General features: G+C 74.2%; 21 protein-coding genes. 10 read left to right on the top strand and 11 right to left on the bottom strand.

Annotation, left to right across the window (positions count from 1 at the left end; all coding sequences use genetic code 11):
* Nucleotides 1-340: 340 nt before the first annotated feature.
* Nucleotides 341-1,141, top strand: a complete 801-nt coding sequence (locus ABZX65_RS20035; RefSeq protein WP_355341372.1) for a fused MFS/spermidine synthase — start codon at nucleotides 341-343, stop codon at nucleotides 1,139-1,141.
* Here the strand turns inward: ABZX65_RS20035 and ABZX65_RS20030 are convergent.
* Entirely contained in the window at nucleotides 1,081-2,367 is a 1,287-nt protein-coding gene (locus tag ABZX65_RS20030; RefSeq protein ID WP_355341369.1) for an MFS transporter, read from the bottom strand. The two genes, ABZX65_RS20035 and ABZX65_RS20030, sit on opposite strands and share 61 nt — an antisense overlap.
* A gap of 215 nt (nucleotides 2,368-2,582) precedes the next feature.
* Nucleotides 2,583-3,848, bottom strand: coding sequence for a hypothetical protein (locus ABZX65_RS20025; protein WP_355341310.1), 1,266 nt, complete (start codon nucleotides 3,846-3,848; stop codon nucleotides 2,583-2,585).
* Between the two features lie 72 nt (nucleotides 3,849-3,920).
* Here ABZX65_RS20025 and ABZX65_RS20020 point away from each other — a divergent pair, with 72 nt between their 5' ends.
* Nucleotides 3,921-4,373, top strand: coding sequence for a DUF4442 domain-containing protein (locus ABZX65_RS20020; RefSeq protein WP_355341307.1), 453 nt, complete (start codon nucleotides 3,921-3,923; stop codon nucleotides 4,371-4,373).
* A gap of 163 nt (nucleotides 4,374-4,536) precedes the next feature.
* Nucleotides 4,537-5,199, top strand: a complete 663-nt coding sequence (locus ABZX65_RS20015; protein ID WP_355341304.1) for a DedA family protein — start codon at nucleotides 4,537-4,539, stop codon at nucleotides 5,197-5,199.
* A 64-nt stretch (nucleotides 5,200-5,263) separates the two neighbouring features.
* Here ABZX65_RS20015 and ABZX65_RS20010 read toward each other — a convergent pair whose 3' ends face one another.
* Nucleotides 5,264-5,776, bottom strand: coding sequence for a gamma carbonic anhydrase family protein (locus ABZX65_RS20010; RefSeq protein WP_355341366.1), 513 nt, complete (start codon nucleotides 5,774-5,776; stop codon nucleotides 5,264-5,266).
* A 143-nt stretch (nucleotides 5,777-5,919) separates the two neighbouring features.
* On the opposite strand from ABZX65_RS20010, the gene ABZX65_RS20005 reads away from it, so the two are divergent.
* Nucleotides 5,920-6,672, top strand: a complete 753-nt coding sequence (locus ABZX65_RS20005; RefSeq protein ID WP_355341301.1) for an acyltransferase — start codon at nucleotides 5,920-5,922, stop codon at nucleotides 6,670-6,672.
* Between the two features lie 64 nt (nucleotides 6,673-6,736).
* Nucleotides 6,737-7,267: a YbaK/EbsC family protein gene (locus tag ABZX65_RS20000; RefSeq protein WP_355341298.1), complete on the top strand. Its 531-nt coding sequence runs from the start codon at nucleotides 6,737-6,739 to the stop codon at nucleotides 7,265-7,267.
* 33 nt (nucleotides 7,268-7,300) lie between these two features.
* Here ABZX65_RS20000 and ABZX65_RS19995 read toward each other — a convergent pair whose 3' ends face one another.
* Together ABZX65_RS19995 and ABZX65_RS19990 are read right to left on the bottom strand one after the other, a co-directional pair.
* Nucleotides 7,301-7,537 carry a hypothetical protein gene (locus ABZX65_RS19995; RefSeq protein ID WP_355341295.1) on the bottom strand — a complete coding sequence of 79 codons (237 nt, stop codon included), beginning with the start codon at nucleotides 7,535-7,537 and terminating at the stop codon, nucleotides 7,301-7,303.
* Between the two features lie 22 nt (nucleotides 7,538-7,559).
* Nucleotides 7,560-7,967: a CoA-binding protein gene (locus ABZX65_RS19990; RefSeq protein ID WP_355341292.1), complete on the bottom strand. Its 408-nt coding sequence runs from the start codon at nucleotides 7,965-7,967 to the stop codon at nucleotides 7,560-7,562.
* A gap of 108 nt (nucleotides 7,968-8,075) precedes the next feature.
* Between ABZX65_RS19990 and ABZX65_RS19985 the strand changes: the two genes are divergently transcribed.
* Nucleotides 8,076-8,708, top strand: coding sequence for a YigZ family protein (locus ABZX65_RS19985; protein ID WP_355341289.1), 633 nt, complete (start codon nucleotides 8,076-8,078; stop codon nucleotides 8,706-8,708).
* Between the two features lie 26 nt (nucleotides 8,709-8,734).
* On the opposite strand, the gene ABZX65_RS19980 is transcribed toward ABZX65_RS19985, so the two are convergent.
* Both ABZX65_RS19980 and ABZX65_RS19975 read right to left on the bottom strand, forming a co-directional pair.
* Entirely contained in the window at nucleotides 8,735-9,106 is a 372-nt protein-coding gene (locus ABZX65_RS19980) for a MerR family transcriptional regulator (RefSeq protein WP_355341286.1), read from the bottom strand.
* Between the two features lie 37 nt (nucleotides 9,107-9,143).
* A complete protein-coding gene (locus tag ABZX65_RS19975; protein WP_355341283.1) occupies nucleotides 9,144-10,205 on the bottom strand; it encodes an NADP-dependent oxidoreductase in 1,062 nt (353 codons plus the stop codon).
* Between the two features lie 403 nt (nucleotides 10,206-10,608).
* Here ABZX65_RS19975 and ABZX65_RS19970 point away from each other — a divergent pair, with 403 nt between their 5' ends.
* Both ABZX65_RS19970 and ABZX65_RS19965 read left to right on the top strand, forming a co-directional pair.
* The gene (locus tag ABZX65_RS19970) at nucleotides 10,609-11,808 is read left to right on the top strand and encodes an exonuclease SbcCD subunit D (protein WP_355341280.1); all 1,200 of its coding nucleotides are present in this window, start codon (nucleotides 10,609-10,611) and stop codon (nucleotides 11,806-11,808) included.
* Nucleotides 11,808-15,206: an SMC family ATPase gene (locus ABZX65_RS19965; protein ID WP_355341277.1), complete on the top strand. Its 3,399-nt coding sequence runs from the start codon at nucleotides 11,808-11,810 to the stop codon at nucleotides 15,204-15,206. Before ABZX65_RS19970 ends, ABZX65_RS19965 begins: the two co-directional genes overlap by 1 nt.
* Here ABZX65_RS19965 and ABZX65_RS19960 read toward each other — a convergent pair.
* Nucleotides 15,196-15,642 (bottom strand): Lrp/AsnC family transcriptional regulator, encoded by a 447-nt coding sequence (locus tag ABZX65_RS19960; RefSeq protein ID WP_355341274.1) that lies wholly within the window; start codon nucleotides 15,640-15,642, stop codon nucleotides 15,196-15,198. The genes ABZX65_RS19965 and ABZX65_RS19960 overlap by 11 nt on opposite strands.
* Nucleotides 15,643-15,736: 94 nt before the next feature.
* Between ABZX65_RS19960 and ABZX65_RS19955 the strand changes: the two genes are divergently transcribed.
* Nucleotides 15,737-16,255 (top strand): rhodanese-like domain-containing protein, encoded by a 519-nt coding sequence (locus ABZX65_RS19955; RefSeq protein ID WP_355341271.1) that lies wholly within the window; start codon nucleotides 15,737-15,739, stop codon nucleotides 16,253-16,255.
* 25 nt (nucleotides 16,256-16,280) lie between these two features.
* Here the strand turns inward: ABZX65_RS19955 and ABZX65_RS19950 are convergent, their stop codons facing one another.
* From ABZX65_RS19950 to ABZX65_RS19940, 3 genes are all read right to left on the bottom strand, one after another.
* The gene (locus ABZX65_RS19950) at nucleotides 16,281-16,805 is read right to left on the bottom strand and encodes a GNAT family protein (RefSeq protein ID WP_355341268.1); all 525 of its coding nucleotides are present in this window, start codon (nucleotides 16,803-16,805) and stop codon (nucleotides 16,281-16,283) included.
* A 304-nt stretch (nucleotides 16,806-17,109) separates the two neighbouring features.
* Complete coding sequence (locus ABZX65_RS19945; protein ID WP_355341265.1) at nucleotides 17,110-18,798, bottom strand: DUF885 domain-containing protein; 1,689 nt, start codon at nucleotides 18,796-18,798, stop codon at nucleotides 17,110-17,112.
* 155 nt (nucleotides 18,799-18,953) lie between these two features.
* Nucleotides 18,954-19,430: an Lrp/AsnC family transcriptional regulator gene (locus ABZX65_RS19940; protein ID WP_355341262.1), complete on the bottom strand. Its 477-nt coding sequence runs from the start codon at nucleotides 19,428-19,430 to the stop codon at nucleotides 18,954-18,956.
* Nucleotides 19,431-19,490: 60 nt separating this feature from the next.
* On the opposite strand from ABZX65_RS19940, the gene ABZX65_RS19935 reads away from it, so the two are divergent.
* On the top strand, nucleotides 19,491-20,684 hold the full coding sequence (locus tag ABZX65_RS19935; protein ID WP_355341259.1) for a PLP-dependent transferase: 1,194 nt from the start codon (nucleotides 19,491-19,493) through the stop codon (nucleotides 20,682-20,684).
* Nucleotides 20,685-20,787: the final 103 nt, after the last annotated feature.

Raw genomic sequence — 20,787 nt, 5'->3', positions numbered from 1 at the left:
CCCCGCTCCGCCCCCACCCCCCCACCCGCCCCCCCCCCCCCACCACCCCCCCCCCCCCCCCCCCCCCCCGCCGCGGGGGGGGGGGCGGGCGGGGGGGGGGGGGCCCCCCCCCCCGCGCCGGTACGGATCACGCCCGATCCCCGCCCGCTCGGCAGCCCCGATCCCACGACGGCGGCCATCGGCCCGCACGGACACCCGCACCCCCGTACGGAAACCGCCCGCCTGGGACAATGACCCCGTGAGCCACACCCCGGAGGACCCGCCAACCGCCCCAGAAGAGGCCCCCGCCCCCGAAGCGGTCCCCGTGATCCGCCCCGTGGACTTCGGGGAAGCCCGGCTGATGCCGGACGTGGACCGGCCACGGGGCTGGCTGTTGACGGTGGACGGGGCACCGCAGTCGTATGTGGACCTGGACGATCCGGAGTGCCTGGAGTTCGAGTACGTGCGGCGGATCGCGTACGCGCTGGAGGCCGGGAGCGCGCCGGGGGAGCCGGTGGCGGCCGTGCATCTCGGGGGCGGCGGGATGACGGTGCCGCGGTGGCTGGCGTGGGCGCGGCCGGGTTCGCGGCAGGACGTCGTCGAGGCCGACCGGCGGCTGGCCGCGCTGGTCGCCGAGCATCTGCCGCTGGCCGACCCCGCGTCGGTGACGGTGCACACGGCGGACGCGCGCGCGTGGCTGGCCACGGCGGCCGAGGCGAGCGCGGACGCGGTCGTGGCGGACGTCTTCGGCGGCGCGCGCGTGCCCGCGCACCTGACGTCGGTGGAGTTCGTACGCGCCGCGCGCCGCGTCCTGCGCCCCGGCGGCGTCTACGTCGCGAATGTCGCCGACGCGGCCCCCTTCGCCTTCCTGCGGTCCCAACTGGCCACGGTCCGCGCCGTGTTCCCCGCCCCCGCCGAGATCTGCCTGCTCGCCGAGCCGGGCGTGCTGCGCGGCCGTCGCTTCGGCAACGCGGTGCTCGTGGCCAGCGCCGCGCCGCTCCCGGTGGACGCGCTCGCCCGGCTGTGCGCCGCCGACGCCTTCCCCGCCCGCGTGGTGCACGGCGCCGCGCTCGACCGTTTCACCGGCCGCGCCCGCCCGGTCTACGACACGTCGGCCGCGCCCTCGCCGACCCCGCCGGACGGCGCCTTCACCGTCGGCTGAGCGGGAACGGCGTCCGCGTGCGCTACGCTGCTGCCCGCCACCACCCCGTGCCCGCCGCCCGTACGCCGTTCCAGCCGTCGTACGTCCGGCAGCGTCAGCACGGCGCCCGTCAGCAGCACGACCACCGCGGAGCAGCCCCACAGCGCCTGCGTACGGCCGAAGAGGCTGGCGGCGGGACCGGCGAGGGCCAGGGCGATCGGTGTCACGGCCACCGAGCCGAACCAGTCGTACGCCGACACGCGTGACATCTTGTCCTCGGCGATCTCCTGGTGCAGCGCGAGCATCCAGCCGACCGCGAAGACCTCGATGGCCACGCCCGTGATGAACATGGCGAGCGCCAGGATCCACAGCGGGGAGGCGAGGGCGAGCGTGGCGCTCGGCAGGGCCAGGGGGAAGACGCCGAGGGCGCCCGCGAGCAGCATGCGGCGCGGTTTCCAGCGCATCATCAGCAGGCCGCCGCCGACCGTGCCGACACCGAAGGCGGCCATGGCCAGGCCCCAGGGTCCCGCGCCGCCGAGATGGTCGCGGGCGACCAGCGGCCCGTACACCGCTTCGGCCGCGCCGACCACCGCGTTGACCACGGCGAACTGCACGACGATGCCCCACAGCCAGGAGCGGGAGACGAACTCCCGCCAGCCCTCGCGCAGATCGCCGACGATGCCGGACGCCCGCGCCGGGCGGTCGCCCGCGGCGACGTGCAGCCGGGAGCGCATGGCGGCAGCGGCGGCGAAACCCAGCGCGTCGATCGCCAGCACCCAGCCGGGCCCGAACGCGGCGACGAGCGCGCCGCCGACGGCCGCGCCGCCGATGGTCGCGCCGTTCATCGACATCCGGAAGACGGCGAAGGCCTTGCCCGCGTGCGCGGACTCGACCGTGGAGAGCACCATGCCCTCGGAGGCGGGGGAGAAGAAGGCGTGCGCGCCGCCGCCGACCGCGGTCAGCAGCGCCATCTGCCACAGCGCGGCGTGCCCGGCCAGGACGAGCACCGCGAAGGCGGCCTGCGAGAGCGCGTTGACGAGGTTGGCCGTCACCATCACCCGCTGACGCGGGATGCGGTCCGCGACCGCGCCGCCGATCAGCAGGAAGACCACCATGGCCAGGGTCCTGGCGGCGGCCACCAGACCGACGCCGGTGGCGCTGCCGCCGGACTCGATGACGGCGTAGGCGGCGGCGATGAGCGCGCCGGAGTTGCCGAGGTTGGTGATGAACGAGGCGGTGACCAGCAGTTGGAAATTCCGCCCGGCCCAGGACGGGAGGCGGCTCCTGGGATCCCGAGAACGCGGGCCGGGCGGGCGGGCGTCGGAGGGGCCGCCGCTGCGGGCCGTGTCGTTCGAGGTCACCCGGGGGACTATGCCCGCAGTCCGTTTCCTCTCGCAAACGGATTCCGGCCGGTCCGGGAGCGGCGGGCACCCGCCGCCCGCTCGCTCCCCGCCGCTCCTTGCTACTTCTTCAGCGGCCGGATCGTGCTCTTGATCTTGTCGATCACCGAATCCGAGAGCTGGTCGGGCACCCCGCGGTCGGCGTAGAGCACCCACACCACGAGCTTCTTGGCGGCGTCCGTCTGCGTCGGGTCGCTCCAGGCGACGGTGTACGCGGCGCCGTCCGCCGAGCACTTGCTGCTCTTCGGGATGTTGGCGGCGGTGGCCGACGCCTGCCAGCCCGAGATGCCGTGCGCGTTGTGGAACGCCTTGCTGTTCTGCACCTTGGAGAAGGTGCCCTTGCCGTTGTCCTGGTAGGCCCAGTACGCCCACGACACGGCCTGCACCTCGGCGGCGTTGCGCACGCTCTTCGCCCCGTTGGCGCCCTTGGTGCCCACGGCGGCGCGGTCGGCGCTGCTGTTGCCGTTCTTGCACCAGTCCTTCTTGTAGTACGCGGGCGCGCTCATCGCGACGGCCGGGTCGCCGTTCTTGTCCTCGAAGCCGATCGTCATGCCCTCGCTGTCGACCGACCAGTCCGGCGGTACGTCGAAGGCGACATTGCGCTCGCTGCGGATGACGACCTTCCAGCCCGGAATGACCGGCTTGACGTCGAGCGCCGCCGGGTCGCCGCGCGGCGAGTCGCCCGTGTCGGCGTTGCCGCCCGTGGCGGTGGAGGTGGGCGCGGTGGTGGACGGCGTGCCCGTGGGCGACTGCGGCGCCGACGCGGTCGGACTCCCGTCCTTCGCGTCCGTCTTCTTCTTGTCGTCACCGGTGAGGTAGACCGCGCCGACGACGACCGCGGCGATCACCGCGACAGCGGCGGTGATCGCGATGCCGACCGTCAGCCCCTTGCGGTCGCGCTGCGGCGGCTGGCCACCAGGGCCGCCGGGACCGCCGGGACCGCCGGGCACGGGCGGGCCCCAGTTCTGCGGAGTCGGGTAGCCGCCGGGCGGCTGCTGCCCGTAGCCGGGCTGGCTGTACGGGGACGGGGTGCCGTAACCGGGCTGCCCGTACGGCTGGGTGGGCGCCGCGGACTGGTTCGGCGGCGCGGCCTGGCCAGGTCCCGAGGGCGGCTGGCCGTAGGGCGGGGCCGGCGGATGCTCCGGCGGCTTCTGGAAGTTCGGCGGACCGGACTGGGCGGGCTGGTTCGGTTGCTGCTGGTAGCCCGGCTGAGCGTACGGCGAGGGCGTGTCGTAAGGCGTCGGCCGGCCGTACGGTCCCGGCGGATTCGGCGGGGGGGCGCCCTGCGGGTTCTGCTCTCCCCCGTTGTGCTGTTCTCCTGGCCACATGGCTGGAAACACTAGGGGAGTGGGCCCGACGGTTCCACGCCGGATACCGCTACTGGCTGGTAACATCGCGCCATGTCCGAGACCTTGCCTTCCATTGGCGACATGATGGCGGCCACCGTGCCGATGGCCCGCACCCTCAACCTCGAGTACATCGAGACCACGGCGGAGCGCGCCGTCGTGCTGCTGCCCGACCAGCCCGACTTCCACAACCACGTCGGCGGTCCGCACGCGGGCGCGATGTTCACCCTCGCCGAGTCCGCGAGCGGCGCGATCGTGCTCGCCGCCTTCGGCGACCAGCTCGGCCGGGCCGTGCCGCTCGCCGTCCGCGCCGAGATCGCCTACAGCAAGCTGGCGATGGGCCCGGTGACGGCCACCGCCGAACTGGGGCGGCCCGCCGCCGACGTGGTCGCCGAGCTGGACGCGGGGGAGCGCCCCGAGTTCCCCGTCGAGATCTCCATCAGCAGGGAGGACGGCGCCGAGACCGCGCACATGACGGTGGTGTGGACGCTCCGGCCGAACCGGTGAACCGGGCACTTCACGCCGGTCGCGGAGCGCCGCCCCGGACGGCCCGCCGATCGGCTTGTTTGACTCGCTCTTGACCGGACTTTCGCGGCGATCGGTCCGTTAGGCTTCGGCGGTGTGCGCCGCGTGCGCGCAACCCACCGTTGTCCAGGGGAGGAACCCCGCTGTGCACGTCCAGGAGTGGCTCGACGGCATCCCGCCGATCCTCGTCTATCTGATGGTCGGTCTGGTCGTCGGCGTCGAGAGCCTGGGCATCCCGCTGCCCGGCGAGATCGTCCTGATGAGCGCCGCGCTGCTGTCCTCGCAAGGGCACGTCAACCCCTGGCTGGTCGGCACCGCCGCCATCATCGGCGCGGTCGGCGGCGACTCCATCGGCTACTCGATCGGGCACCGCGGCGGCCAACCGCTGCTCGACCGGCTCGGCCGCAGATTCCCCAAACACTTCTCACCCGGCCATGTGGCCACCGCGGAACGCTCGTTCCAGCGCTGGGGCATGTGGGCGGTCTTCTTCGGCCGCTTCGTGGCCCTGCTGCGGATCTTCGCCGGGCCGCTGGCCGGTGTCCTCAAGATGCCGTACTGGAAGTTCCTGATCGCGAACCTGCTCGGCGGCATCGTCTGGGCGGGCGGCACCACCGCGGTCATCTATTACGTGGGTGTGGTCGCCGAACCCTGGCTGAAGAGGTTCGGCTACTTCGGACTCGCCGCGGCCGTGCTCTTCGGCATCGCCTCGTTCCTCTTCGTGAGGCGGCGCGCCGCCAAGGCGCAGGCGGAGTTCGAGCAGCAGGAGGCACCGGCGGCGCCCGGTGTCGCGGTGGCGCAGGGCGAGTAGGCCATACGACACTGCGCGGACGGCGGGCCCCGGACCTCCGGGCCCGCCGTCCGCGCGTCCGCCGTCAGCCCAGCGACTCCCGGTGCGCGTCGGCCAGCGCCACGTAATGCTCGGCGTTCAGCCGTACCGTCGCCTTCTCCTCCTCGGTCAGCTCCCTGCGCACCTTCGCGGGCACGCCCGCCACCAGTGATCCCGGCGGCACCCGCATCCCCTGCGGGACCAGCGCCGCCGCCGCGATGAGCGAACCGGTGCCGATGTGCGCGCCGTTGAGCACCGTGGCGCCCATCCCGACCAGGACGTCGTCCTCGATCACACAGCCGTGCAGGACGGCGTTGTGCCCGACCGTGACGCCCTCGCCGACGACGGCGGGGAAGCCGGGGTCGGCGTGCACCGTGCAGTTGTCCTGGATGTTGGAGCCCGCGCCGACCGTGATCGACTCGCAGTCGCCGCGCAGCACCGCGTGGTACCAGACGCTCGCGCCCGCGCCCAGCGTGACGTCCCCGAGCACCACCGAGCCGGGAGCGGTGAACGCGGTCGGGTCGATCTCCGGTGCGCGGCCCAGAATGTCCGCGATCAGCGGTACGGGGACGCCGCCGCCCGCCGTGCTCCCGCCCTCCGCGCCTGCCGCGCCCGCGCTCCGCGTAACCGCCGGGTCCGTCATGCCCACCGCCCTCGTCGTCGGTCCTGTGGTCTCCACCCGGCACCGTATACGGTGGGCCCGTGCCGAAGAACGAGAACGTGTTCTCCTCCGCGACCGCCGCCGCCACGGCCTGGCGTCGCCGCGTCGGATCGCGGATGGTGCACCGCGGCTGGCGCTGGGTGCAGAACGCGGGCGCGGTCACCGCCGCGCGCCCGGGACCGCTGCGCTTCGGCCGGATCGGCGAGGGCACCCGGCTCGCCTTCCCGCAGGGCACCGTCTTCGGCGAGCCGTGGATCCACCTCGGCGACCACTGCGTCATCGGCGAGCAGGTCACCCTCACCGCCGGGATGATGCCGGGCCTCGACCTCGGGCCCGACCCCGTCCTGCGCCTCGGCAACGGCGTCGTCCTCGGCCGCGGCAGCCACGTCGTCGCGTCCGTACCGGTGGTTTTCGGCAACGACGTCTACTGCGGCCCGTACGTCTACGTCACCAGCGACAACCACTCGTACGACGACACGACCCAGCCCGTCGGCAAGCAGTGGCCGCGCACCGCGCCGGTCGAGATCGGCAGCGGGAGCTGGCTCGGCTCGGGGTGCGTGATCCTGCCCGGCGCGCGGCTCGGCCGCAATGTGGTCGTGGCGGCGGGCGCCGTGGTCCGCGGCGAGGTGCCCGACTTCGCGGTGGTCGCCGGAGCGCCGGCCCGGATCGTACGGCGCTGGGACCCGGACACCGGCTGGCAGCCGCCCCTGCGCACCCCGCCGCCGCTGCCGGTCCCCGAGGGCGTCACCCCCGAGCAACTGCTGGCGCTGGCCGATCTGGAGGACCGGCCCTGAGCGCCCGGCCCCGGCGCTCGCCCTGAATCTCCGCCGCCGTGCGGGCATTTGTTACGTTGCCCGTATGCGCGCACCGATCGGCAACTTCGACGAAGCCCACCCCGCCACCGAGCGCCGCGACCTGCTCCCGCCGCCGGTCGCCGCCGCCGTGACACCCGACATGCTCTACGTCGACACGGACCCGGAGAAGGCCGACACCGCCGTCTTCGTCGAGACCTACGGCGACGACCTGCTGACCGCCTCGGCGAACTGCGTGGTCGTCGCGGGCAAGCGCGGCCAGGACGTCACGCTCGCCGCGTGCCTGGTGCTCTCCACCACGCGTGTCGACGTCAACGGCGCGGTCCGCCGCCACCTGGGCTCGCGCAAGGCGTCGTTCGCGCCGATGGACACCGCCGTGGGCGAGACGGGCATGGAGTACGGCGGCATCACCCCCGTCGGTCTGCCCGCCGACTGGCCGCTGCTCGTCGACGCGGCCGTCGTGGAGGCGCCGCACCTGGTCATCGGCAGCGGCGCGCGCCGCGGCAAGCTCATCGTGTCGGGCAAGGCGCTGGCCGCGCTGCCCGGAGCGGTCGTCCTCGAAGGACTCGGCATCTGACGACGCGCGGCTACCGGGCCGCGGAGCCGCAGGTCACGAGCGGTCCTCCAGCCTGCGGTGCAGGGCCCTGCCGCCCGCCACCACGGCCGTACCGACCGCCACGCCGGCCAGCACGGCGAAGATCTTCCACGCCCCGGACAGCACACCCATCAGCGCCACGAGCACGACCAGACCGAGGACGAAAGCCAGCACCGGCAGCGCGTAGTACCAGAGCTGCGCATACGTCCGCTCGTCGAGTCCGAACGGCGGCGGCGGAGCTTTGCGTCCCATACCCCCACCGTAAACCCACAGGTCAGGGCAGGCGCGGGATCTCGATCGCCGGGCAGCGGTCCATCACCATCTCCAGGCCGGCCGCCCGCGTGCGCTCGTACGCCGCCTCGTCGATCACGTCGAGCTGGAACCACACCGCCTTCGCGCCCACGGCCACCGCGTCGTCCGCGACCCCACCCGCGAGCGAGGAGTTCACGAACACGTCGACCACGTCGACCGGGAACGGGATGTCGGCCAGCGAGGCGTACCCCTGCTCGCCGTGCACGGTCTCGGCCTTCGGGTGCACCGGCACGACCCGCTTGCCGAACCGCTGGAGCACGCCCGCGACTCCGTAGGCGGCCCGTGAGGTGTTGTTCGACAGCCCCACCACCGCCCAGGTGTCCCCGGTACCGGTCAGGATCTTCCGCACCGTCTCCGCGTCGCCGTACACGCCGTCCTCCAGCCGCTCGCCGTCACATCGTCCACGTACTGCCGTCGTGCCTGGTCAAACACGCCTCCCGCGCCCGCCATTCCCGGTCGCGGCCCGTAGGCTGACCGGATGGTGGACCGGTATCTGACGGTGGCGCGGGCGGGGGTCTGCGAGAGCGAGATCAAGCGCTCGCGGTTTCTGTGCGCGCTCGCGCCCGTGGCGAGCGAGGAGGCGGCGCAGGACTTCATCGGCCGCGTCCGCAAGGAGCACGCCGGGGCCAGCCACAACTGCTTCGCGTACGTCATCGGCCCCGAGGGGCGGCTGCACCGGGCCAGTGACGACGGGGAGCCGGGCGGGACGGCGGGCACACCGATGCTCCAGGCGCTGCTGGGCCGCGAGGTCCGGGACACGGCGGCCGTCGTGACGCGGTACTACGGCGGTGTCCAGCTCGGGGCGGGCGGACTGGCCCGCGCGTACGGGGGCGCCGTCACCGCCGCGCTGGACGAGATCGGCACGGTCGAGCGGCGGCGGCTCGTCCTGGTCACGGTCACCGTGGACCACCAGCGGGCCGGGCGGCTGGAGAACGAGCTGCGCGCCGCCGGACACGCGATCCGCGGTGTCGCGTACGCCGCCGCCGTGACCATCGACCTGGGCGTACCGCAGGCGGATCTCCCCGGCTTCCGTTCCTGGCTGGCGGACGCCACATCGGGCGCCGCCGAGGTGACGGTGGGCGGAAGCGCGTATGTGACCGTGACGCCCTAGGAAATGTCCGACTTTACGGACACGCCCTAGCGCCCTCGGGCGCGCTCTGCGAGGTCGGTGCGCAGGCGGGTGAGGCGGTCGATCTCGGCGTCCAGGAGGGCGAGCCGGCGGTCGACGACGTCGGCGAAGGAGCCGGGCCGGTCGGCGGAACCGTCGCAGGGGGCGGGCGGGTCGGCCGCCAGGAGGTGGAGGCGGTCGGCGCGGCTGCGCAGATCCTCGACGGTCAGGCCGAGGGCGAGCAGCTCACGGATCACGCGCAGCCGGGCGACCTCGGCGGGACCGTAGTCGCGCTGGCCGGAGTCGGTGCGGGCCGGTGGCGGCAGCAGGCCGCGCTGCTCGTAGAAGCGCAGTGCGCGCGGGGTGGTTCCGGCGGCTGCCGCCGCTTCGCCGATCCGCATCCGTCCCCCTGACCGTCCTCGTACGGCTAGCCCATCCCTACTCCAGCTCCACTATCGCAGCCCCGAAGTGCCGCCCGCCGATCAGATCCGGCAGCGCCTCGGGCGCGCGATCGATGCCGGTGACCGTCGTGTAAGGGAAGCGGATCTCGCCCGAGCGCAGCCAGCCGCCGAAGCGCGCGGTCCACTCCGCCTCGACCTCCGGGTGGTCGGTACCGCTGTAGCCGCGCAGGGACAGGCCCTTGACGACGAGCCGGTACGAGTCGATCTCGACGGGAGCGCTGCCGCCCGCCCGGTCCGCGGAGAGCTGCCCGGACAGCGCGCCGATCAGCGCGAAGCGCGCGCCCTGGTTGGCCGCGCCGAGAGCCGCGGCCAACTGCTCGCCGCCGACGGTGTCCAGCACGACGTCCACACCGCCGGGCGCCGCCTCGGCGAGCTGACGCGCGAACGGCCCGGAGCCGCGCAACACGACCGCGTCGTAGCCGAGTTCGGAGCGCAGCCGGTCGGCCTTCCACGGCGAGCCCGTACTGCCGATCACCCGGGCCGCGCCCAGCAGCCTGGCGATCTGCCCGGCCAGTGTGCCGACCGCCCCCGCCGCGCCCGTGACGAAGACGGTGTCGCCCGCCCGCACCTGGGCCAGCCGGGTGAGCGCGCCGTACGCGGAGGAACCCTGGGCGAGATACGCCACCGGGTCGGGCAGCGTGTCGTCCAGCACGGCGCACTGGGCGGCGGGCACCAGCGCGTACTCGCGCCAGCCGAGCAGGTGCAGCACCGTGTCACCGGGACGCGGCCCGTCGCCGTCGGGCGCGGCGACCACCTCGCCGACGGCGGGCCCGAAGAGCGTGTCGCCGTGGCGCAGCGGCGGCAGCGGGACGCCGTCGGTCTCACCGCCGAGCAGGGTGCGCAGGCCGGGGAAGACGAGGAAGTGCCGGTTGCGGACGAGGACTTGGCCGGGGTCCGGCTCCGGGAGCGGCGTCTGCACGACGGCGAAGTCCCCGGGCGAGGGCAGTCCTCGGGGGACGGCGACGATCCGCACTTCGCGGCTGGTGCGGGGCAGGACAGAGGGGCTTGCCTGAGGGGTTACCGGTGGCGTTGCGGACATGGACGGGTCTCCTGAGGACGCGCGGATTCGGGGCGGCGGTGTGGTGCGGTGCCGTCGGCCGGGGCGCGGTGACGTTAATCCCTGACCCGCGCGTCAGGGTCAAGCGGTGTGCCCTTTTAGGGGAGTTACTAATGAATTACAGGGTCTTACACCAGTTTCCTGGCTTTTCGGCGACCTGATCACCGATCTCCACCGCCTGCCGGGCGGCGACCTTCTACACTCCATGACCACCGCCGGTGAGCCACGGCGCACGGGCCGCGAGCCCGGATGAGAAGATCGCAGCGGTACGGATCGGGCGCCGGCAGCGGCGCGGCACAGGTGCCCGCGGAAGTCAGTTGAAGTCGTCTGACGCCCGCGGGAGTCGAGGAACGGCGAGGGTGAGCGTGCGGGTCGGAGCGGTCGCGTGAGATTTCTGCACACCTCGGACTGGCACCTGGGACGCTCCTTCCACCGCGTCAGCCTGCTCGACGCCCAGCGCGCCTTCCTCGACCACCTCGTGGACACCGTCCGCGCCGAACGCGTGGACGCCGTCCTCGTCGCCGGGGACGTCTACGACCGCGCGGTCCCGCCGCTGTCCGCCGTCGAACTCTTCGACGACGTACTGCACCGGCTCGCCGACCTGGACGTGCCCACCGTCATGATCTCCGGCAACCACGACTCGGCCCGGCGGCTCGGCGTCGGCGCCCGCGTCATGGGCCGCTCCGGCATCCACCTGCGCACCGACCCGGCGAGCTGCCACCGGCCCGTCGTGCTCACCGACGAACACGGCGACGTCGCCGTCTACGGGCTGCCGTACCTCGAACCGGCCCTGGCCCGCGAGGAGTTCGCCGCCGACAGGGCCGACCACACGGCGGTGCTCGGCGCCGCCATGGACCGGATCCGCGCCGACCTCGCCGAGCGCCCCGCGGGCACGCGCAGCGTCGTGCTCGCGCACGCCTTCGTCACCGGCGCCGCGCCCTGCGCCAGCGAGCGCGACATCACCGCGGGCGGCGTCGAGGCCGTACCCGCCGAGGTCTTCGACGGCGTCGACTACGTGGCACTCGGCCACCTGCACGGCTGCCAGACCCTCACCGAGCGCGACGCGACGGGCGAGCCCCTGGCCGAAGGCCAGGGGAGGATCCGCTACTCCGGCTCGCCGCTCGCGTACTCCTTCTCCGAGGAGCACCACCGCAAGAGCATGTGGCTGGTCGGCCTCGGCCCCGAAGGCGCCATCGACGCCGAACGGGTCGACACGCCCGTGCCGCGCGCGCTCGCCCGGATCCGCGGACGTCTCGACGACCTGATCGCCGACCCGGCGCTCGACCGGCACGAGGACGCCTGGGTGGAGGCCACCCTCACCGACCCCTTCCGCCCGCACGAGCCGATGGCCGCGCTCGCGAAACGCTTCCCGCACGTCCTCAGCCTCGCCTTCGAGCCCGAGACCGGTGACGACGACCCGCTCGCCTCGTACGCCAGGCGGCTGCGCGGGCGCAGCGACCAGCAGATCGCCGAGGACTTCGTCGCCCACGTCCGCGGCTCCGCGCCCGCCGCGCACGAGAGCGCCACGCTGAGCGCGGCCTTCGACGCGGTACGGGCGGACACCGTACGGACGGAACGCGCCTGATGCGACTGCACCGCCTCGAACTCACCGCCTTCGGCCCCTTCGCGGCCACCCAGCGCGTCGACTTCGACGAACTCTCCGCCGCCGGGCTCTTCCTCCTGCACGGCCCCACCGGCTCCGGCAAGACCTCCGTCCTGGACGGCGTCTGTTACGCCCTCTACGGCCAGGTGCCCGGCGCCCGGCCGGTGACGCGGCTGCGCAGCGACCACGCGGCGGCGGGCACCGCCACCGAGGTCGTCCTCGAACTGACCGTCGGGACACGGCGGTTGGAGATCACCCGGCGGCCCGAGCAGCCGCGGGCGAAGAAGCGCGGCACCGGCACCACCATGGACAAGGCCGTCACGCTGCTGCGCGAGCACAAGGACGGCGGATGGCAGGCGCTGTCCAAGTCGCACCAGGAGATCGGCGAGGAGATCAAGCAGCTCGTCGGCATGAGCTGCGAGCAGTTCTGCCAGGTCGTGCTGCTGCCGCAGGGCGAATTCGCCACCTTCCTGCGCGCGAGCGCCACCGAAAGGACCGCACTGCTCGGACGGCTCTTCGACACGCGCCGTTTCAAGGCCGTCGAGCACTGGCTGCGCGACCGCAAGCAGGACGCGGCCGGGCGGCTCGCCGCCGGTGACAAGGGGCTGGTCCACCTCGCCGAGCGGATGCGCCAGGCCGCGGGCGGCCTGGCGGCCGGGGCCGTTGCTGACGGAGCGCCGGACGAAGGCCCCTTGCCCGAAGGGCTGTTGGAGTGGGCCGCGGTCCTGCGCTGCGACGCCCGCGAGGCCGCCACGATCGCCGCGCAGGCCCTGCGGCACGCCGAGGCCGCCCACCACGCCGCCGCCACCGGCTTCGACGCCGCCCGCGACCTCGCCGCCCTCCAGTCCCGGCACGCCGAGGCCCGCCGCCGCGCCGCCGCCCTCGACGGTGAGCGCGCCCACCGCGCCGCCGCCCGCGACCGCCTGGCCCGCGCCCACCGCGCCGCGACCGTCGAACCCGCCCTCGCCCTGCGTGACAAGGCCGCCCTCCAACACCGTGAAGCCGTCGCCCTCGAAGGCCGCGTCCTCACGGAACTGACGGCCGCGGGCGAACAGCCCCCGACGCCCGCCGTACCGCACCACCGATCCCCGGTGGAGGCGCCCGCCCGGCAGGCGGCCGGTCCACTGGCGGCCGACGCGCCGGGCCTCCGACCGGCTTCCGGCCCGGCCGAGCCCGGCCGGTCCTCGGACGGCCAAGACGCGGGGCCCGGTGGCCAGTTGCCGCTCGGCGGGCCCGGCGAGCAGCGGTCGGCCGGTGGGCCCGCCGATCGGGCGTCGATCGGGTACGGCGAAGAGCGGACCGTCAGCCCGACCGAGGTCAGGTCCGTGGACCGTCAGGACGTCAGGCTCGGCGAGCAACGGAAGGCCAGCCGGGACGAGAGGGCACCCGAATCCGCCTCTGTGTCGCTCAACAGTCCGGCGGAGCACGGGTCTTGGCGCGCCGAGGCGCTGGCGGGACGCGCGGGGGAGCTGCGGGAGGAGCTGGGCGGCCTCGCCCGCGCCGGAGAGGCCGAGCAGCGCGTGCGGGAGATCGCCGAGCGGCGCGCGGCGCTCGACCGGGAGGAGCGCGCGGACGAGGGAGCCGTACGCGAGGCCGACGGATGGCTGGAGGAGTGGCCGACGCTGCGCACCGCCTTGCAGACCAGGGCGGACGGCGCGGCCGAGGCCGCGACCAGGGCTGCGGGCCTGGCGGCAGAGCTGGAGACCGCACGCCGCCGCAGGGACGCGGCCGACCAACGCGACCGGCTGGCGCAGGAGTTGACGCGGGCTCAGGATCGGGCGCGGGACGCGCGGGACACGGCGGCACGGGCCAGGGAGACGTGGCAGGACCTGCGGGAGGCCAGGATCGACGGCATCGCCGCCGAATTGGCCGAGCAGTTGGCGGACGGCGAGCCCTGCCGGGTGTGCGGCTCGCCGGAACACCCCGCCCCCGCGCGGCCCGCCGCGCAGCAGGTCACCCGCGCCGACGAGGACGCGGCGGGCGCGGCCTACGAACGCGCCGCGGCCGGGCACGAGTCGGCGCGTACCGAAGCCGACCGGATCGGGGCCGCGTGGGAGGCCGCCGCCGCCACGGCGGGGGACGAGCCGCTGGCCCGGCTGACCGCCGCCTGCGCCGTACTGGAGGCCGAACACTCCACCGCCGCAGGCGCGGCGGCCGACGTGTCCGAGGCGCGCCGGGCGCTGGAGCGCGCGGAACAGGAGCGCGACCGCCGCACGGCGCAGCGGCACGAGGCACAGAGCAGGACCGACGTACGCACCTCGCGGCGGGAGGAACTGGACGCGCAGCAGCGCCGGTTGAGCGCCGAGTTGGACCAGGCGCGGGCCGGGTACGCGAGCGTCGCGGACCGGCGGGCCCGGCTGTCGGCGCGGATCGCGCTGCTCGACCGGGCGGCGCACGCCGTACGCGACCGGAGCGACAGCCGGCAGCGGCTCGCGGAGGCTGACACGGCGCTTGCGGAGGCCGCGACGCGCGCCGGTTTCGCGGCGCCCGCCGACGCCGAGGCCGCGCTGCTCGACCCGGAACGGCTGTGGCGCGCCGAGCGCGAGGCCGAGGCGTGGGCCAAGGAGGAGGCCGCCGTCGAAGCGGACCTCGCCGCGCCCGAACCCGCCGCGGCGGCCCAACTGCCGCCCGCGGACCCGGCAGCCGCGCAGGCCGCACTCGCCGCCGCGACCGACCGGCTGCGCGCCGCATCGGCCGCCGAGTCCGCCGCCGCGACCCGCCGCGCCGAACTCGACCGGCTGTCCGCGCAGGCCGCCACCCGTACCAGGGAACTCGCCCCGGCCCGCGCGGAGTTCGACGCCATCGCCCGGCTCTCCGACCTCGCCTCCGCCACCACCGCGGAGAACCGCTACCGGATGGAGCTGGAGACGTACGTGCTGGCGGCGCGGCTGGAACAGGTCGCCGCCGCGGCGGCCGTACGCCTCCAGCGCATGTCCTCGGGCCGCTACACCCTCGTGCACACCGACGCGCGCGGCGGCGGCCGGGCCAAGTCGGGGCTCGGCCTGATGGTGGTCGACGCCTGGACCGGCACCGAACGCGACACCGCGACGCTCTCCGGCGGCGAGACCTTCTTCGCGTCACTGGCCCTCGCGCTCGGCCTCGCCGATGTCGTGACCGACGAGGCGGGCGGCGCCCGCCTCGACACCCTCTTCATCGACGAGGGCTTCGGCAGCCTCGACGACCAGACCCTCGACGAAGTGCTCGACGTCCTCGACGGCCTGCGGGAACGCGACCGCGCGGTGGGCATCGTCAGCCACGTCGCCGACCTGCGGCACCGCATTCCGGCCCAACTGCGGGTCGTCAAGGGCAGGGACGGATCGAGCGTGCGGATGCGGACCGGGGCACCGGCCGCCGCCGGAGGCGGGCCGGTCAGAGCGTGAGGGGGCGCCGCTCCAGCGGTGAGGAGTAGACGATGCTGGTCGTGACCGCGCCGAGCCCGGCGATCCGCCCGGTGGTCTCCTCCAGATGCCGCATGGACCGCGCCGCGACCTTCATCACGAAGCAGTCGTCCCCCGTCACGTGATGCGCCTCGAGCACCTCGGGGGTGGTCGCCAGCATGTCGTGGAACGGCCGGTAATTGCCGGTCGGATAGCGCAGCCGGACCATCGCGAGGATCGGCAGCCCGATCCGGTCGTGGTCGATCACCGCCGAATATCCGGTGATCACCCCGGCCTCCTCCAGGCGCCGGACCCGCTCCGTGACGGCGCTCGGCGACATCGAGACGGTACGGGCCAGCTCGGCGTAACTGGCCCGGCCGTCGCGTTGCAGGGCCTCCAGCAGCCGCCAGTCGGTCGGGTCGAGGGAATAAGCGGTCATGCACGAGGGATAGCAGGGGAAAGCCCGGCCGATCAAGGCATTTGCGGGGGAAGCGCACTTCCGGCAAGCCGGGCGCGACCGTAGATTCTGCGCCATGACACAGCGGACATCCCAGCTCAGCGCCACCCCTGCCACCGCCGTCGGCCCGGTCCTGCGGGTGCCGCCGGCAGCCCCCGCTGACGCCGCCGCGTACTTCGCGGCCTCCCTGGCCTTCCACACCGACGTCTCCGATGTCGCCGCGGCACTGGAGGCGGCCCGCGCCACGGGCGGCGACCCCGGCTTCGTCGTGCTCGACTCCCGCTCCACCGAGTCCTGGGACCAGGGCCACATCCCCGGCGCCGTCCACCTGCCGACCGCGCGCGTCCCCGAACTCGCCGCCGTATTCCTCGACCGCGACGTCCCGGTCGTCGTCCACTGCTGGGGCCCCGCCTGCAACGGCGCCACCCGCGCCGCCCTCGCCCTGGCCGGCCTCGGCTACCGGGTCAAGGAAATGCTCGGCGGCATGGAGTACTGGATCCGCGAGGGCTTCGCGTACGAGACGGCCGACGGCCCCGCCCGGCGCACGGCCGACCCCCTGACCGCGCCGGTCGGCGCCGACGACTGCGGCTGCTGACCCCGACGTCCGCCTGTTCGGCCGGTCAGTCCGGCAGCGACGTCAGCTCGTACGCCCACAGCTCGCCGCGGTCCGCGACCCGCACGAAGCCGACGCGCTCCAGAACGGCCTGCGACGGGCGGTTCGCCGGTTCCGTGGTGGCGAGCACCACCAGCACACCCGGCTGCGCGAGCGCCCACTGGCACAGCACCCGCGCCGCGTCCGTGGCCCAGCCCGCGCCCCGCCCCGACTCCGACAGGTCGTACCCGATCTCCACCGCGCCGCCGTCCGGCGGCCCGTGGAACCCGGCGCCGCCCAGCGCCACCAGGTCGTCACTGCGCTGTATCGCGAAGACGCCCCAGCCCGGCCGGTAGACGCCCGCCGCGGCGGCGGCCACCGTCATCGAGGCCGCGCCCACCGTGCCGTCCCCCGGCACGCCGTCGACCCACACCAACCCGGCGGGCTTGCCGTCCGCCAACAGCGCCGCGTCCTCCGGAAGCTGCTCACGCAGGGTCAACCGGCCCTGCGTCAGCACCAGCCGTCCACCGTCATGGGAAGCGTGCAACGTCATCGAGCCGTACCGCCTTCTGCGAGCTGTCGTCCCGGCGTCGAACCGGAAGGCAGCAGCGTAACCGCCCCGCGCGGCGACTCCGTGCCGAGGGCCGCGCCCGGCTTTTCCGCGGGCGGGGGGAACCGCGCGACCGGCCCACACGGGGCCGCGGGCACAGGGTCGCCCCGGTGGGGCAGACGCTGTTTCGCGACCACCGGACCGGTGGGGGCCGAGCGCGCGGTTCCCCCCGGCGCGCCTTCGGGGCACAGGTCTCCCCGGGCGGCGAGGCGGGGCTCGCGTCACCGGGAAATGCCCCGACCGGAGGTCAGAGCGCCGAGATCTCCGCCACCAGGTCGTCGAGTCCCAGCGACCCGAGCGACAGGGCCGCCATGTGCCACGCCTTGGCGTCGAAGGCGTCGCCGTGCGCCGCGCGAGCGGTCTCGCGGCCGGTGAGCCAGGCACGCTCGCCGAGCTTGTAGCCGATGGCCTGGCCGGGCATGCCGAGGTAGCGGATGAGCTCGCTGTCGACGAAGTCGGCGGGCCGGCCGCTGTGGAGGCCGAAGAACTCGCGGGCCAGCTCGGGCGTCCAGCGCTCGCCCGGGTGGAAGGGCGAGTCGGCGGGGATGTCCAGTTCGAGGTGCATGCCGATGTCGACGATGACGCGGTTGGCCCGCATCATCTGGGCGTCCAGGTACCCCAGGCGCCGCTCGGGGTCGGTGAGGAAGCCCAGCTCGTCCATGAGGCGCTCGGCGTACAGCGCCCAGCCCTCCGCGTTGGCGCTGACCATGCCGACGGTGGCCTGGTAGCGGGACAGGCTCTCGGCGACGTGCACCCACTGCGCGATCTGGAGGTGATGGCCCGGCACACCCTCGTGGTACCAGGTGGAGACCAGGTCGAAGATCGGGAAACGGGTCTTGCCCATCGTCGGCAGCCATGTACGGCCGGGACGGCTGAAGTCCTCCGAAGGACCGGTGTAGTACGGGGCCGCCGCGCCGCCGGGGGGCGCGATCCGGGACTCGACGCGCTTGACCCGGTCGGCCAGCTCGAAGTGCGTACCGTCCAGCGCCTGGATCGCCTCGTCCATCAGGCCCTGGAGCCAGTCGCGTACCTCGTCCACGCCCTCGATGGCGGTGCCGTGCTGGTCCAGGTGGGCCAGCACCTCCCAGGGGGACTTGTCGGGCAGGATCTTCGCGGCCTCGGCGACCATCTCGGCGTGGATGCGGTGGTATTCGGACCAGCCGTACGCGTACGCCTCGTCCAGGTCGAGGTCCGTACCGTTCCACAGCCGGCACCAGCGGGCGTAGCGCTCGCGGCCCACGGTGTCGGACGTGCCCTCGGCGGCGGGGGCGTACGTGTCGCGCAGCCAGTCGCGCAGGGCCGCGTAGGCGGCGGTGGTCTCGGCGGCGGCGGCGTCCAGCTCGGCGCGCAGCTCCTGCGGCCCCTCGGCGACGAGCGCGGTGAACCAGCTCTCCCCGCCGTCGTCGCCGATCCACTCACCGATCTGGCCGATGACCGTCGACACCTGGCGCGGGCCCGCGTACAGCTTGCGGGACATGCCCTCGGCGAGCGCGGCGCGGTAACTGTCGAGCGCGGCCGGGACGGCGCGCAGCCGGGCGGCGAGATCGGCGTAGTCCGCCGCGGAGTCGGTCGGCATGAGGGTGAACGCGTCCCGGACGCTGTGCGCGGGGGAGCTGAGGTTGCTCACCGCGCGCAGGTGCTCGTCGGCCGCGTGCACGGCGAGTTCCGCGCTCAGCCGCTCGCGCAGCAGCCGCGCGCACCGCCGCTCGGCGTCGCTCTCGCCACCGGGCCGCGCCTCCGCCTCGGTCAACCGGTCCAGCGTGGCACGGGCCAGCGCGGCCAGCGCGTCGGCGCCGGCCGGTGAGAAGTCCGGCAGGCGGCGGGCGCTGCCGGGGGCGCCGAGGTAGGTGCCGAGGACCGGGTCGAGAGCGAGGAGATCGTCGACGTAGGTGTCGGCGACCTGGCGGGGCAGAGGGCTGCTGGTGATATTGGACATGGCGCCATCCTGGTACGAGACCGGCCCTCGCGTCACCACCATTGTGTGCGTGGTGCCTTACGCCTGGGGCGTACGCCGCAGCTGGGGGCGTGTTCCCCGGCCCTCGCGCCCCGCGGAACAGCCCCGCCGGGCCCGTACGGATCGGACCGTCCGGGTCACGGCGTGGGCGGCAGCAGCGGGCCGCACGCCCACTGCTGGAAGATCAGCCGCGTCTCGACCCGCGCGACCTCCCGCCGTGAGGTGAACTCGTCGATCACCAGCCGCTGGAGATCGGTGGCACCGGTCACCGCGACATGCACCAGATAGTCGTCGGGCCCGGTGAGGTGGAACAGGGCGCGGGACTCCGGCAGCGCGCGGACGCGGTCCACGAACGGTGTGATCAACTCCCTGCGGTGCGGCCGTACCTGCACCAGAAGAAGCGCCTCCAGACCGCGGCCCAGCTTCGCCGGGTCCAGCCGCAGCTCGTGCCCGAGGATCACGCCGCCGCGCCGCAGCCGGGCCACCCGGTCGAGGCAGGTCGACGGCGCCACACCGACGGCCGCCGCGAGGTCGCGGTACGTGGTCCGGGCATCGTTCTGCAGCAGCCGGAGAATCTCCAGATCCACCGGATCCAGCGCGACGGAATCAGACATCGGGCGAACGTAGCACGGGCGTTCTCCCACGACGCCCGGCGAGCGTTCAGCCTGGAGCACATGGAGACGACAGCAGCAACGACACCGTCCCGGCCCCGCCTGACCCTGGCCACCGAGGCCGTGCACGCCGGGCGCGAAGACCTCGCGGCCCTCGGCGTGCACGCCGTGCCGCTCGACCTGTCCACCACCTACCCGTCGTACGACAGCCGCGCCGAGGCCCGGCGGATCGACACCTTCGCCGCCACCGGTGAACAGCTCGAAGGCCCGCCCGTCTACGCCCGGCTGGACAATCCCACCACCGCCCGCTTCGAGACCGCGCTGGCCCGGCTGGAGGGCACCGAGGCCGCGGTGGCCTTCGCCAGCGGGATGGCCGCGCTGACCGCCTGCCTGCTGGCGCGCGCCGCCGACGGGCTGCGCCATGTCGTCGCCGTCCGGCCGCTGTACGGATGCAGCGACCACCTGCTGACGGCCGGACTTCTCGGTACCGAGGTGACCTGGACCGACCCGGCGGGCATCGCGGACGCGATGCGGCCCGACACCGGTCTCGTCATCGTCGAGACGCCCGCCAACCCGACGCTCGCGGAGGTCGATCTGCGGGCCGTCGCCCACTCCTGCGGCACCGTGCCGCTGCTGGTCGACAACACCTTCGCCACGCCCGTACTCCAGCGGCCCGCCGAATCCGGCGCCCGGATCGTGCTGCACAGCGCGACCAAGTACCTGGGCGGCCACGGCGACGTGCTCGGCGGCGCCGTGGCCTGCGACGAGGACTTCGCGCGGCGGCTGCGCAAGGTGCGGTTCGCCACCGGAGGCGTCCTGCACCCGCTTGCCGGCTACCTCCTGCTGCGCGGGCTCTCCACGCTTCCGGTACGCATGCGGGCGGCCTCCGCGACCGCCGCGGAACTGGCCCGGCGCCTCACCGCCGATTCCCGCGTGGGCGCCGTCCACTACCCGCGGATCGGCGGCGCCATGATCGCCTTCGAAGTCCTCGGCGACCCCCACGCCGTCATCGGCGCCGTCCGCCTCATCACCCCGGCCGTCAGCCTCGGCAGCGTCGACACCCTCATCCAGCACCCCGCCTCCATCAGCCACCGCATCGTCCCCGAGGCCGATCGCTCCCGCTCCGGCGTCAGCGAACGGCTCCTCCGCCTTTCGGTCGGCCTCGAAGACGTCGACGACCTCTGGTCCGACCTGACGCTCGCGCTCGCGTCCTCCACCACCTCGGCCGCACCCGGCGTACGTCGCATCGACGTCTGACCGCGGTCTCCGCTGACGCAGGAGGGTAGGCCGTGTTTTTAGGGGCGCGGGGAACTGCGCGCTCAGCCACGATACTGGCGGGCCTTGAAAGACCGGCCCCGGA

Source organism: Streptomyces sp. NPDC003300, from assembly GCF_040610915.1.
Classification (GTDB): Bacteria; Actinomycetota; Actinomycetes; order Streptomycetales; family Streptomycetaceae; genus Actinacidiphila.
This window is presented reverse-complemented; position numbering and strand designations above follow the sequence as displayed.

Excerpts from the sequence above, each read along its gene's own strand:
- ABZX65_RS20025 (WP_355341310.1), bottom strand. The coding sequence starts at position 3,848 with ATGTGGCCAGGAGAACAGCACAACGGGGGAGAGCAGAACCCGCAGGGC.
- ABZX65_RS20000 (WP_355341298.1), top strand. The coding sequence starts at position 6,737 with ATGCGCGCACCGATCGGCAACTTCGACGAAGCCCACCCCGCCACCGAG.
- ABZX65_RS20020 (WP_355341307.1), top strand. The coding sequence starts at position 3,921 with ATGTCCGAGACCTTGCCTTCCATTGGCGACATGATGGCGGCCACCGTG.
- ABZX65_RS19960 (WP_355341274.1), bottom strand. The coding sequence starts at position 15,642 with ATGACCGCTTATTCCCTCGACCCGACCGACTGGCGGCTGCTGGAGGCC.
- ABZX65_RS19940 (WP_355341262.1), bottom strand. The coding sequence starts at position 19,430 with ATGTCTGATTCCGTCGCGCTGGATCCGGTGGATCTGGAGATTCTCCGG.
- ABZX65_RS19950 (WP_355341268.1), bottom strand. The coding sequence starts at position 16,805 with ATGACGTTGCACGCTTCCCATGACGGTGGACGGCTGGTGCTGACGCAG.
- ABZX65_RS19985 (WP_355341289.1), top strand. The coding sequence starts at position 8,076 with ATGGTGGACCGGTATCTGACGGTGGCGCGGGCGGGGGTCTGCGAGAGC.
- ABZX65_RS19995 (WP_355341295.1), bottom strand. The coding sequence starts at position 7,537 with ATGGGACGCAAAGCTCCGCCGCCGCCGTTCGGACTCGACGAGCGGACG.
- ABZX65_RS19975 (WP_355341283.1), bottom strand. The coding sequence starts at position 10,205 with ATGTCCGCAACGCCACCGGTAACCCCTCAGGCAAGCCCCTCTGTCCTG.
- ABZX65_RS20035 (WP_355341372.1), top strand. The coding sequence starts at position 341 with ATGCCGGACGTGGACCGGCCACGGGGCTGGCTGTTGACGGTGGACGGG.
- ABZX65_RS19935 (WP_355341259.1), top strand. The coding sequence starts at position 19,491 with ATGGAGACGACAGCAGCAACGACACCGTCCCGGCCCCGCCTGACCCTG.
- ABZX65_RS19945 (WP_355341265.1), bottom strand. The coding sequence starts at position 18,798 with ATGTCCAATATCACCAGCAGCCCTCTGCCCCGCCAGGTCGCCGACACC.
- ABZX65_RS19980 (WP_355341286.1), bottom strand. The coding sequence starts at position 9,106 with ATGCGGATCGGCGAAGCGGCGGCAGCCGCCGGAACCACCCCGCGCGCA.
- ABZX65_RS19965 (WP_355341277.1), top strand. The coding sequence starts at position 11,808 with ATGCGACTGCACCGCCTCGAACTCACCGCCTTCGGCCCCTTCGCGGCC.
- ABZX65_RS19955 (WP_355341271.1), top strand. The coding sequence starts at position 15,737 with ATGACACAGCGGACATCCCAGCTCAGCGCCACCCCTGCCACCGCCGTC.